Below are 13,248 nucleotides of genomic sequence, written 5' to 3'. Positions count from 1 at the left end.
CTATATCATCATATATAGGCATACTTGTATCTATATGAATCTTAGTAAATCCTGCCAAAACATAATCTTTTAATAATACCTTTGCTTTTTCCATTGCATCTTCTTGCTTTAAATTTACCCATGTAAGTGGCCCTAAATGGTCTCCTCCAAGTATTAATTTTCCCTTATTAAAGTTTACTCCCTCTGCTATTTTATATACATAATCAACAAAATCTTTTGGAATCATTCCTGTATATCCACCATCTTGATTTACTTGATTTGCTGTAGATTCTATAAGTAAACTCATTTCTGTATCTTTTATTTTTTCCATTGCACTTTCTATAACATATTTATTTGATGTGCATACAGAAAATATTCCTACATTTCTTCCGTTTTTATATTCTTTTACTAACTCCTTAATTGGATGCTCCTTTATCTTTAATAACATATTCCTCTTCCCCCCATTATCTCGCTTTTCTTTTATTTACTTTAAATTATATTAGAGAAATTTCTTAATTCAATGGAACTATTAAAATATACAAGCACTAGATTAAAAAGTATAAAAAAAAGCTTTAGAAAGTTAAATTTATCTTTCTAAAGCTTATATTTTTAATTCATTGTATTTGTTTTATGACCACATGTTGGACATTTATAATATTTTTTCCCATATTGATTATTATCATATGCATACTCATATTCTTTTAATGTATCTCCACATATAGGACATTTCTTTTCTTTATCCATACTTTTTTCTCCTAAGTTTTTATTTAATTATATAATTTTAATTTTTTATTGTAAACTTAGGCTTTTTTTATTTTATCTTTTCAAATTTATTTACTAAAATAAATTTACTATCTCCAACTGGAATATACTCTATTTTTACTTTATCCCCTTCTGTACTTAAGGCAACTTCTCTAGCTGTTTCTGTTGATACTGAGAATATTTCATTTTTCCCTTTTAATTTTATATCGTAGATACTTGTCCCTTCTTTAACAACTAATCCTATTCTCTCTATTTCTCCTTCTACAGTTTTTCCTGTATTACTTCCTTCTAAAGATATATTTGTATTTGTTAATGCTTCTAAATATCTATTTAATGTTGATTGAAGTGAGTCTCCAACTGCTACTGTATTATAGTTTTTAACATTTACCATAGCGTACTGTTTTACCAATCCATTTGCATCTTTTAGTGTTGTAAAGTAAGTTGGTTCATTTTGTATATTTATAAGATAAGGGAATGTTGCTATATAACTGAATTGTTGAACTTTTCCTTCTGCTGACTTCATTGCTGCTTCTTCAGTTGCACCTGCTGTTTTATACATAGTAGTTTTTCCTGTCTTTGTATTAGTTAACATAAATCCTACAAGCCCTTCATCATTACCAACTGATGTTATTCCTGTATAGTAGAAACATTCATCATTATTAAATATTAAATTCATTCCTGTAGTTGTTTTAAGTTTATCTTTATCACTAAAGTTTAAAACACCATGAACTAATTCTCCCCACTTATCATTATGCCTTTGTACAAATTTTGCTGGCTGAATTCTATCTACCCACTTTGGCATATCTTCTACTGTATATATTTCACTTTCACCAGTTTGTACATCTATAATCAATGCACCAATAGCTTTTTGCTCTGTAATTCCCACACCATTATCATATCTAGTTATTACATAGTATGGCTTTCCTTCATCATCTAACTCAAAAGTAAAATCTGTATGACCTGCTTTCATATCTCTTAAAAATGCAGCTCTATTTAAATCACTTAAAAGATATGATGATTCTAAATATTTTAACTTTAATGGCTTACCATTTAATTCTGTAACTAATTTAACATCATTTTGATTTGTAGCACTAACCATTACATATCCAGGTGTTCCTTCTCTGTTTGCAATCCACTTAAATAGTGATGAATGCTCAAGTGGTCCAACATAATAAAGTTTTCCACCAACACTTTGAAGAGTTAGATTTCCTATTTCTACTTGGCTTCCAAGACTAGGTATTTCTCCAAGTTTTTTATCTGCAAGCTTCATAGCTAACTCTTCATCTATAGTTGGTAATTGATTTAAATCAATATGCTTTATTTCACTTGTAAATTCAATATTATCAATTTCTCCTGCTAAGCGTCTATGTTTTTCATAGCTTACTAATGGACTAAAGAAAATATTTACTCCTATAAATATTGCTCCACTTATAACACCTATTGTTATAAACTTTTTTGACATATGGATTATACCATACATAAGACTTATAAATGCAAAAGGTATCATAATTTCTTCAAAGCTTAAAGATAGATCTAGTATTAATGAACTTTTAAGCAGTAAAGAAATAGCTACTATTAAATACCCAATAAATAGCCACTTTAAATATCCGTTTACTGTTCCTCCCTTTTTAATTTTATTTGTTTTTTGCTTCATTTTACTAGCAAAATCAAATATATTAGAAAAATCATTCTCTCCCATTTTATACACCTCTTAATAAATTATTCTTTTTTATTTAATAAATTGTTCATATTGTACCATAATGTGATATTAATTACTATATCTATTTTTTATTTTTTTTATAATTTAAAAGGAGTCTTGCAAACTTGCAAAAACTCCTCTCAAATTTAACTAAAATCTTCAATTCTTATAATATTATCTATCTTTTTAACTGATGACAATTCATATATTTCATCTATTGCTTCAATAATTTGAGATTCTTTAGTATAGTGAGTTACAAGAACTAATGTTACTGCTCCATCTTTATCTACATCTCTTTGTATAACTGATCTTAAACTTACACTACTATCTCCAAATATTGTAGTTATCTTTCCTAAGACTCCCGGTTCATCATATACTCTAGTTCTAATATAATATTTACTTTGAACCCCTCTCATATCTCTAAATTTTTTATCCCAAAGATTATTTTTAACTACCGGATTTATATTATCTAAATCAATATTATTTTTAAGGATTGTTATCATATCACTAACTACAGCACTACCTGTTGGTAAATCTCCTGCACCTCTTCCATAAAACATTAAATCTCCAACTGCATTTCCTTTAACTAATACTGCATTAAATGAATCATATACATTTGCAAGTGGATGATTTTTAGGAATCATTGTAGGATGAACTCTCATTTCTAGTTTTCCTTTTTTATCTTTTACTATTGCCAAAAGCTTTATAACCATACCAAATTCTTTAGCATATTGCATATCTATTGGTCTTATATTAGTTATTCCTTCTCTATAAACATTTTCTACATCAATCTTAGTTCCAAATGCAAGTGATGATAATATTGATAGTTTATATTGTGCATCATATCCTTCAATATCTGATGTTGGATCTTGTTCTGCATATCCCATATCCTGTGCTTCTTTTAGTGCAACATCAAAACTTAATCCTTCTACTTCCATCTTCGTTAAAATATAATTTGTTGTTCCATTTATAATTCCATACATTTCTTCAACTTTATTTGCTGTAAGACTCTCATTAATTCCTTGTATAATAGGAATTCCTCCTGCAACTGATGCTTCATATTGAAACATTGTTCCCATTTCATCTGCTTTTTCAAATATTTCATCGCCATTATTTGCAATAAGCATTTTATTAGCCGTTACTATATGTTTCTTTTTTTCAATACATTTAATTAAGTAATCTTTAGCAGGATCTATTCCACCCATTACCTCTATAACTATTTTTATAGAATCATCATTTAATATCTCATTAAAATCTGTAGTAAGAAGATTTCCCTCTATCTCTACACCTCTATTTTTACTCTTATCTCTTACAAGAACTTTAGCTACTTCAATTTCATATCCCGAACGCTTGACTATTTCATCTCTATTTGAATTTAAAATCATCCAAACACCACGTCCTACATTTCCAAGGCCTAATAATGCAATTTTAACTTTCTTCATTAATTCTCTCCCCCTTTTTTTTGCCCCTCTAATTTATAATCACATTATAAACCTTTAAAACCTCTTTTACCATATTATTCCTTAAATATTTTTTTAAACATACACTTTTATTTTTTTGTTTCCTTATAATCCTTATCCTCAAATTTTATACTCTTTACTAGTCTATCTTCTCCTATTATAGTATTTTCAAATTCAGTATTCTCTTTATATAAACTAGGTTCTCGCATTGATGGACTAAAGTGAGTTAATAAAAGTTCATGAACTTTTCCCTCTTTAGCTAATAAGCCTGCCTCCCTAAAAGTCATATGTTTATTTTTTATGGCTTTCTCTATATCTTCATCATCTCCATAAGTTCCTTCACAAATAAATAAATCACTTTCTTTTATAAAATCTATCATTGAAGGAAGTGGCCTTGTATCAGTTATTAATGATAATTTTATTCCTTTTCTATTGTCACCTAAAACCATACTACTTTCATACACCTTACCTTCATACTCTACATTTTCATTTTTCTGAAGCCTATTCCATAAAATCTTAGGCACATTATTTTCAGCTGCTTTTAAAACATTAAACATTCTTTCTCTCTTTATATAAAATGAATATCCTATACATTCTGCTGAATGGTCACATTCCATTGTATTTATTTTAATTTCTCTTTCCTCTTCTGAATATACAAGTCCCTTATCTTTATTATATTCAAAGTTTATTTCCTTTTCATTTTCAATAATATTTATTTCATACGGTAAATATTTAGCTATTACAAGTAAACTTTCTACTATATGTTTTATTCCTTTAGGTCCTATAATAGTTACTGGTTCTTCTCTTCCGCTATTACCCATAGTCCCTAAAAGTCCTGGTAACCCTACTATATGATCTCCATGAACATGAGTAATACAAATAATATCTAAAGTTTTAAATCCCCAAGAAATCATTCTCATTGATACCTGTGTACCTTCACCACAATCTATCAATATTTTTCTTCCTTTATAACTTAAAAGTGTTGCTGAAAGAAATCTATTTGGCATAGGCATTCCTCCACCACATCCAAGTAAACATAAATCTAACATAGCTTTTCTCCTTTAATATATATTTTTTATATAATATCATAGCCTTTTTAAAAAATTAAATTCATTTTTAATAAAGGAAAAACTAAGACTAGTTATATAATCTTAGTTTTATAATATTTATCATTTTTTAAGGTAATACTCTTCTTGCACATGCAATTTTATTCCATGGTACATTTTCAATTCTAACATAAGCGTGGGATTCTGGTGCTACAATCCATTTTCCATTACCTATATATAGCCCTACATGAACCGGTCCCTTAAAAAATAATAAATCTCCTGGTCTTACATTTTTTAATGATACTGCTCTTCCTGCATTTACTTGCTGATAAGTTGTTCTTCCTATATTGATTCCCATTTGACTAAATGCCCAATCTAAAAGCCCTGAACAATCAAATCCTCTATATCCATGATTTATATATTTAGCTGGAATATTATATCTTCCCTCCCTAGCTACTTCAGGGAATTCTTGTTTTAGTCTATTTAAACTTGCTGTTGTAATATACTGCCCCTCTGCTCCCCAAAGATATGGTGAACCTATTTGATTTTTTAATATAGAATATAATCTCTCAAAGCTTGCTCCTGACTGGGTAGAATTATTTTCTAAATGATCTACTAATTTAATATATGCTGAACTAACATAACCAGCTTGTCCATTAAAACTTATCTTATACCAATTTCCCGTCTTACCAAGAACTTTTACACCTTGTCCATTCAATAAATATCCTATAACTGATGAATCTAAAGATGCACTTCCTCTAACTCTTAATGATGAATCTATATTTATTACTTCACCAAACTTATTAGTATAATTAACTTGATTTCCACTTGGAGTATTATCATGAACATCATTAACAGTTCCATTTAAGGATATATATGCTGTATTCACATATCCTGTTTGCCCACCTATATTTATTCTATACCAATTTCCATCTTTTCCAGTTACTTTTACATTTTGCCCATTTAATAAATATCCAACTACTGATGAATTTAAACTTGGTGCCGTTCTAACTCTTAAGTTTGATGATATATTTATTACAGTTCCATTTGCACTTGTACTTTGAGTATTATTTGAAGTGTTATTGTTATTTAAACTATCTACTTTTTTCACATAGTTTGACGATACATAAGCACTTTGCCCATTATAATCTATTTTATACCAGTTACCACTTTGTCCTGTAATTTTAAACGTTTGTCCACTCTGTAATGATCCAATAACTCCACTACTTAATGATGGACTAGTTCTTACCCTTAATGTAGATGGAATATTTATAACTTCTCCATATCCATTTGTTTTACTTATATTGTTATTCTCATTATTATTTACTATATTGTTATTACCACTACCTAATATTTCAATATAATCAGCGCACACAAAGCCTGTCCCATTAGAAGTTTTTATTTTATACCAGTCTCCGTCTTTTCCAACTATATTTACTTTATCACCTTCATATAGTCTACCTATTATTGTACTATCTGTTGTTGCACCAGTTCTAATTCTTAAATTTGTTTCTACATGAACTACTCCACCTGTTGCACTCATGCTAACAGTATTGTTGTTCGCTTCATTAACTACTGCATTTTGATTTGAATTATTTTTTAAACCTACATAACTACTATCTACATATCCTACTTGACCTTCATAGCTAACTTTAGTCCATCCATTAGCTTGTCCGATTATCTTAACTTCTTGTCCATTAGTAAAATACCCTAAAACTGTTGAATCAGTTGTAGGTTCACTTCTAAATCTTAAATTACTTCTAACATTTACAATTGTACCTAGTGTACTATTATTCTCTTTTACGTTACTTCCATTTAATTTTTCTATATATTCATTATAAACATATCCTGTAACACCATTTATATTTATTTTATAAAATCCATTGTCTTCTCCTAGTATATTAACTACATCTCCATTTTGAAGATATCCAACTACAGGTGTATTACTCGAACTGCCTTGTCTTATTCTTAAATTTGAATTTATATTTATTACTTTACCTTTATTTTCACTTATATTTTCATTCTTTATGTTATTCTTTGAACCATTTAAAGTATCGGCATGTGCAATTATTGCATTTTTTGCAAGTACTACTGTAGCACTTGTAGAAGCTGCTAATACTAATGCAACTGCTTTCTTTTTTTTCATTCGTTTACATCTCCTAAAAACCTTTTTCTTATATTTTAGCGTATTTTAGCGAAATTTTAAAGATTTTTTTAACTTTTTTGTAATCTTTTCAAATAAAATAATAATTTCTTAATACTTTTCAGTGACAAATTGATTACATTTTAGTTACATTATTTTTTTAAACTCTTTATAAAATTTCTTTTATTTCACTTACTTCCCTGAAAATTTCTCCAATTACACCATGATGTCCCTTTCTTTCATTTATCCTATGAAAATCACTTCCTGCTGAATATTTAATTTTTTTCTCTCGTGCAAGCTTTTTAAACCACTCTATATCTTCTATACTATGCCTTGGATGGACAGCTTCTATACCATGTATTTTAAATTTTAATATTTCTATTAAATCTTCTTTTTTTATTTTTCCTGGATGTGCTACAAATACTACTGCACCAAACATTCTTAAAAATTTTACTCCACTTTGTACATCTAATCTTTTTTTTCCTTTAGGAATATTTAATTTTCCTTTAAATAAACTTTTTAACTTTCCTAAATTCTTTTTTCTTATTAGTTCTAATCCTTCTAAAAATAATTTATCCTCATAACCTTTTCCTCTGAAATATCCTAAAAGATGTACTTGTTTTCCTTTATATCTTGTTGAAAGTTCAATGCCCGGTATTACTTTTACACCTATCTTTTCACCTTCTCTTATCCCCTCCTTTAATCCTTTTACTGAATTATGATCTGTTATACTTATATATGATAATCCTTTTACTTTAGCCATTGATACTATTTGAGTTGGTGTAAATTTTCCATCTGAACCTGTTGAATGAATATGCAAATCAACTTTTTTCATCTTTTGCCTCCAAAATAATAATTTTATTGTATTTTATTCTGTTTATCTCCTATTTGACATATAAAATTAAAAAAGAGGCCTTATAAGACCTCTTTTTTATTGCATTTCTGCTTTTTCTTCAATTTTTTCATCAGCTTTTGGTGCTTCTACTTTTTTCTCTTCTTTTTTTGAATCTTTTTCATCTACTTTTGCAGAATTTTTATCTTCTACTTTTTCTTCTATCTTTTCTTCTCTTTTACATTTACCTTCTGATTTGCTTACATATATTTTTTTTGCTGTTGCTTGTGGTGGAATAGATTTAGTCATTTTACTATCTAATTCAATACAAACTGTATCTCCTTCTTTAATTTCTAAATCTTTGCCTTTTTTGTTGCAAGAATCTTTTACTTCAGTATCCTTATTACAAATAACCACCATTTGTGTTTTAGTTATTTCACATCCTTTTAAATAACCACATACTAATAATTTCATTTCCTTAGTATTTTCACACTTTTGAACCTTTACAACTTCTCCCATAAATCCAGCATGTTTTAATGGATTAGCAAAAGCTGTTACACCAAATACTCCTAAAAATAATAGTAGTGCAATAAAACTTTTTTTGATTTTTTTGTTCATTTCTTATTCCTCCTTAAGTATCATACAAAAGTTATTTTCTCTTAAACACTGTATTTTTATTCATTTATTCTAGGTGTAATTTATTCCAATTCTAACTTCTACTTAATTTATTTCATAATTATTAATTTTTTACAGAAAAAAAAGCACTCTAAATTTAGAGTGCTTTAATCTTAATTTTCTTCTTCTTTTTGAACTTTTATAGCTATTCCAAGCTCTTCTAATTGCTTTTCATCTGCAATATTTGGAGCTTCACTTAAATAACAATATGCATTTTGATTTTTAGGGAATGCAATTACGTCTTTAATATTGTCTGTTCCAGCTAAGAACATTATCATTCTATCAAGACCAAATGCTAATCCTCCATGTGGTGGTGGACCAAATTTAAATGCATCTATTAAGAATCCAAATCTTTCTTGTGCTGATTCTTCTGTGAATCCAAGTGCTTTAAACATTCTCTCTTGAAGTTTTGCATCATGTATTCTTATAGAACCTCCACCAAGCTCTTCTCCATTTAAAACTAAATCATATGCCTTAGATCTAACTTTACCTGGCTCTGTTTCTATCATATCTAAATCCTCATCCATTGGTGCTGTAAATGGATGGTGACATGCTGTATATCTTTCTTCTTCTTCTGAGTATTCAAATAATGGAAACTCTGTAATCCATGTAAAGTTAAACTCATTTTTGTCTTTTATTAAATCTAACTTTTTAGAAAGTTCTAATCTTAATGCTCCTAAACTTTGGAATACTACTGAGTCTTTATCTGCAACGATTAAAACTAAGTCTCCTTTTTTAGCATTACAAGAATTTAAAAGTCTTTCCATTTCTTCTTCTTTGAAGAATTTAGCTATTGGTGATTGAATTCCATCTTCTTTGTTTTTAATCCAAGCTAATCCTTTAGCTTTATAAGTTTTAACAAACTCACCTAATCTATCTATATCTTTTCTTCCCATATCTGAACCATTTTCAACAACTAAACATCTTACTGAACCACCATTCTCTATAGCATCATTAAATACTTTAAAGTCTATACCTTTAACAGCTTCTGTTAAGTCTTGAATTTTCATTCCAAATCTTAAATCTGGTTTGTCTGAACCATAGCTTTCCATAGCTTCTTTAAATGTCATTCTTTTAATAGGTAATTTTACATCGTGATTTAAAACAGTTTTAAATACATGTTTAATTAACCCTTCATTTAATTCCATTATGTCGTCTTGCTCAACAAAACTCATTTCTAAGTCTACTTGAGTAAATTCTGGTTGTCTATTAGCTCTTAAATCTTCATCTCTAAAACATTTTACTATTTGATAGTATCTATCAAATCCTGATACCATTAATAATTGTTTAAATATTTGTGGTGATTGAGGTAATGCATAAAACATTCCTGGATAGTTTCTTGATGGTACTAAGTAGTCTCTTGCTCCTTCTGGTGTGCTCTTTGTAAGCATTGGAGTTTCAACTTCTAGGAAACCATTATTATCTAAATAATCTCTTATTGCTTTAGATGCTCTATTTCTTATCATAAATATATTTTGCATATCTGGTCTTCTAAGATCTAAGTATCTATACTTAAGTCTTATATTCTCAGCTGCATCTAAGTTTTCTTTTATATATATTGGTGGTGTTTCTGACTCAGAAAGAATTTTTATGTCTTCACACTTTAATTCTACCATTCCTGTTTCTAAATCTTTATTTGGAGCTGATCTTAAAACTATTGTTCCTGTTACAGCTACACAATACTCAGGTCTAACCCCTTTTGCTTTTTCAAATATTTCTTCTTCTACATCATCACCAAATACAACTTGCATTATTCCAGTTCTATCTCTTAAATCAATAAACTGTAACCCTCCAAGTTTTCTATTTCTTTGAACCCATCCCATAAGTGTAACTTTTTCTCCTACATGAGATTCTCTAGGTTCGCCACACATCATAGTTCTTTTTAATCCATTTAATGCTTCTGCCATGTGAACTCTTCCTCCATATCTATATTAATTATATATTAAAATTTATTTTTGGCTTTTTATAATATTTTTAATTTCTTCAAGATTATCTAAGCTTATGTCAAACTCTTCTCTATCTTTCATTCTTTTTACTTTTGCTTTTTTAGATCCAAGTTCCTCTTCACCTATTACTAAGTTAAATAAAGCACCTATCTTATTTGCAAATTTCATTTCTGCTTTAAAGCTTCTTCCTGCATGATTAATTTCAGTATTAACTCCTATTTCTCTTAGCTTATGAGCTAATTCAAAAGCATACATTTTACCTTCATCGCCTCTAGCTGAAATATAAAGTTCTATATAATCTTCTCTTGGAATATCTATATTCTCATCATCTATTGTTGCAATAAGTCTTTCAATTCCCATACCAAAACCTACAGCTGGCATACTAGGTCCACCAATCTCTTCAATTAGCTTATCATATCTTCCTCCACCACAAACTGTATAATCATCATTTAAAATTTCAAATATAGTTTTTGTATAGTAATCTAACCCTCTAACTATTCCTGGATCAACTGCATATGGAATATTTAAAACTTCTAAATATTTCTTTACATTATCAAAGTGCTCATTACAGCTTTCACAAGTATAATCTAAAATTATAGGTGCATTCTTAGTTATTTCTTTACAAGACTTTTCTTTACAATCTAAAATTCTCATTGGATTTTTTTCAAATCTTGTTTTACAAGTATCACAAAGTGAATCATAGTTTTCTTCTAAGAATTTTTTTAACGCATCATTATATTTAGGTCTACATTCAGGACATCCTAAATTATTTATATTTAATTTTAAGCTTTTTAGCCCTACTTTTTTAAGCACTCCCATAGCTAGTGCCATAACTTCTGCATCCATTGAAGGTTCTTTTGAACCAAACATTTCAACACCAAATTGATGGAACTGTCTATATCTTCCTTTTTGTGCTTTTTCATATCTAAAACATGGAGTTATATAATAAAGTTTTGTTGGTTGTGCTTCATTAAATAATCTACTTTCAACAAAAGCTCTAACTGCTGGTGCTGTTCCTTCTGGCTTTAATGTTATGCTTCTATCACCCTTATCTTTAAAAGTATACATTTCTTTTTGAACTATATCAGTTGTTTCTCCAACACCTCTTAAAAATAACTCAGTATGTTCAAACACTGGTGTTCTTATTTCTTTTATACCAAAATTCTTTGATATTTCTCTAAATATATTCTCAACATAATGCCATTTATATGCATCTTGTGGAAGCATATCTTTGGTACCTTTTGGCGCTTGTATTTCCATCTTTTATTCCTCCTTATTTATAAATAACATCTAAAATCTCTTTCTTCTTTGCTATCATTTCATCAATTCTTTTTACATACTCTCTAACATCTTTAACATTTGCAAATCTAATAAGTTTATTTTTATTAGTATAATCAATAATTTTAGAAACTCCATCTGCTCCAAGTGCTAGAATTGTCTGTCTTTCTTCAATCATTTGGATATTGTATATGCATTCTGCACCCTTCTTAGAATAGCCTAAGTTCTCCATATTTCCAACCATATTTTTTTGTCTATACATATAATATGGTTCTAAATTTAATTTTTTAGCTAAATTCTCACTTTCTTTAAACATTTCTAAGATTTCTTCTTGTTCTTTAACTTCTATCCCTTTTTTAAGAAGAAACTTTTCATGCATAATAGATCCTCTCTTCAAAGATAATCCATGAATAGTTAAGTTATCAGGCTTTAACTTTTTAATTTCTTTTATTGTATATTGAACTTCTTTAACACCTTCTCCTGGAAGTCCTATTATCATATCCATATTTATATTATCAAATCCTAGACTTCTAGCTAAATTAAAAGTTTGAACTACTGATTTAGAATCATGTCCTCTTCCAATTAAGGATAATGTCTTATCATTCATTGTTTGAGGATTTATACTTATTCTATCAACCTTATATTTTTTCATAGACATTAACTTTTCTTTTGTAATAGAGTCAGGTCTTCCACATTCTACTGTAAACTCTTTTACACTTTCCTTATTTACAAATGAATTATATATTTCACTCATAACCTTTTCAAACTCTTCATTTGAAACTGATGTAGGTGTGCCTCCACCAAAGTATACAGTTTTAATTTTTAATCCCTTTTCTTCTATATATTTTCCAAGTTCTTTTATTTCTTTTATTAATGCCTCTAAATATGGACTTACTAACGACTTATTACTTTTAATTGGATTTGCAGAAAATGAACAATATACACATCTTGTAGGACAAAAAGCCATTCCTATATAAACAGATATTTCATTTTCTAAACTTTCTACAAATTCTTCTTCTCTCTTAGCTACATCTATACAAAGTTTTGCTTTATCTTCTCTTGCAAAATAATTTTCTTTAAATATTTCTATTATTTCATTTTCACTTTTTCCTTCTTTTAAAAGCTTTAATGCTATTTTAGAAGGTCTTATTCCTACTAATATTCCCCATGGATAATTTTTTTTAGTTTTTTCTTTTAAAATTTCAAATAAAAATTTCTTTAAAGACCATTTTAAATCTCCAATAATTTCTTTTTTAAATTTTAAATTTTCTTCTTTAACTATAATTTCAGAAGAAGAAATAGTAACAGTATACTCTGCTTTTTCTTCCTCTGATACAAATTCTAATATCTCTAAAGGAAAATAAATATTAAATATATTATATACATCAATTCTATATTTTAATTCATTTAATTTTATCTTCATTATAT

General features: G+C 28.2%; 11 protein-coding genes. All 11 read right to left on the bottom strand.

Annotation, left to right across the window (positions count from 1 at the left end):
* A partial coding sequence (locus tag ACRDDY_RS01690) for a class II D-tagatose-bisphosphate aldolase non-catalytic subunit (protein WP_438563236.1) occupies positions 1-427 on the bottom strand: 427 nt, incomplete at its 3' end.
* A gap of 161 nt (positions 428-588) precedes the next feature.
* Positions 589-723 (bottom strand): hypothetical protein, encoded by a 135-nt coding sequence (locus ACRDDY_RS01685; RefSeq protein ID WP_438563235.1) that lies wholly within the window; start codon positions 721-723, stop codon positions 589-591.
* Positions 724-790: 67 nt separating this feature from the next.
* Positions 791-2,395, bottom strand: a complete 1,605-nt coding sequence (locus ACRDDY_RS01680) for a cell shape-determining protein (RefSeq protein WP_438563238.1) — start codon at positions 2,393-2,395, stop codon at positions 791-793.
* A 191-nt stretch (positions 2,396-2,586) separates the two neighbouring features.
* On the bottom strand, positions 2,587-3,882 hold the full coding sequence (locus ACRDDY_RS01675; protein ID WP_438563234.1) for a homoserine dehydrogenase: 1,296 nt from the start codon (positions 3,880-3,882) through the stop codon (positions 2,587-2,589).
* Between the two features lie 107 nt (positions 3,883-3,989).
* Positions 3,990-4,949, bottom strand: a complete 960-nt coding sequence (locus ACRDDY_RS01670; protein WP_438563233.1) for a ribonuclease Z — start codon at positions 4,947-4,949, stop codon at positions 3,990-3,992.
* Positions 4,950-5,076: 127 nt separating this feature from the next.
* The gene (locus ACRDDY_RS01665; protein ID WP_438563232.1) at positions 5,077-7,092 is read right to left on the bottom strand and encodes an SH3 domain-containing protein; all 2,016 of its coding nucleotides are present in this window, start codon (positions 7,090-7,092) and stop codon (positions 5,077-5,079) included.
* A 166-nt stretch (positions 7,093-7,258) separates the two neighbouring features.
* Positions 7,259-7,924 carry a PHP domain-containing protein gene (locus tag ACRDDY_RS01660; RefSeq protein ID WP_438563231.1) on the bottom strand — a complete coding sequence of 222 codons (666 nt, stop codon included), beginning with the start codon at positions 7,922-7,924 and terminating at the stop codon, positions 7,259-7,261.
* Between the two features lie 96 nt (positions 7,925-8,020).
* On the bottom strand, positions 8,021-8,539 hold the full coding sequence (locus ACRDDY_RS01655) for a hypothetical protein (protein WP_438563230.1): 519 nt from the start codon (positions 8,537-8,539) through the stop codon (positions 8,021-8,023).
* 170 nt (positions 8,540-8,709) lie between these two features.
* Positions 8,710-10,503: an aspartate--tRNA ligase gene (gene aspS / locus ACRDDY_RS01650; protein ID WP_438563229.1), complete on the bottom strand. Its 1,794-nt coding sequence runs from the start codon at positions 10,501-10,503 to the stop codon at positions 8,710-8,712.
* 42 nt (positions 10,504-10,545) lie between these two features.
* Positions 10,546-11,802, bottom strand: a complete 1,257-nt coding sequence (hisS, locus tag ACRDDY_RS01645; protein ID WP_438563228.1) for a histidine--tRNA ligase — start codon at positions 11,800-11,802, stop codon at positions 10,546-10,548.
* A 13-nt stretch (positions 11,803-11,815) separates the two neighbouring features.
* Positions 11,816-13,243, bottom strand: a complete 1,428-nt coding sequence (locus ACRDDY_RS01640; RefSeq protein ID WP_438563227.1) for a coproporphyrinogen III oxidase — start codon at positions 13,241-13,243, stop codon at positions 11,816-11,818.
* Positions 13,244-13,248 lie beyond the last annotated feature (5 nt).

Origin of the sequence: Clostridium sp. (assembly GCF_051656525.1) — a bacterium.
Lineage (GTDB): Bacteria > Bacillota > Clostridia > Clostridiales > Clostridiaceae > Clostridium.
Note: the sequence above shows the minus strand (reverse complement) of the source record. Positions and strands in the feature narration are given on the sequence as shown.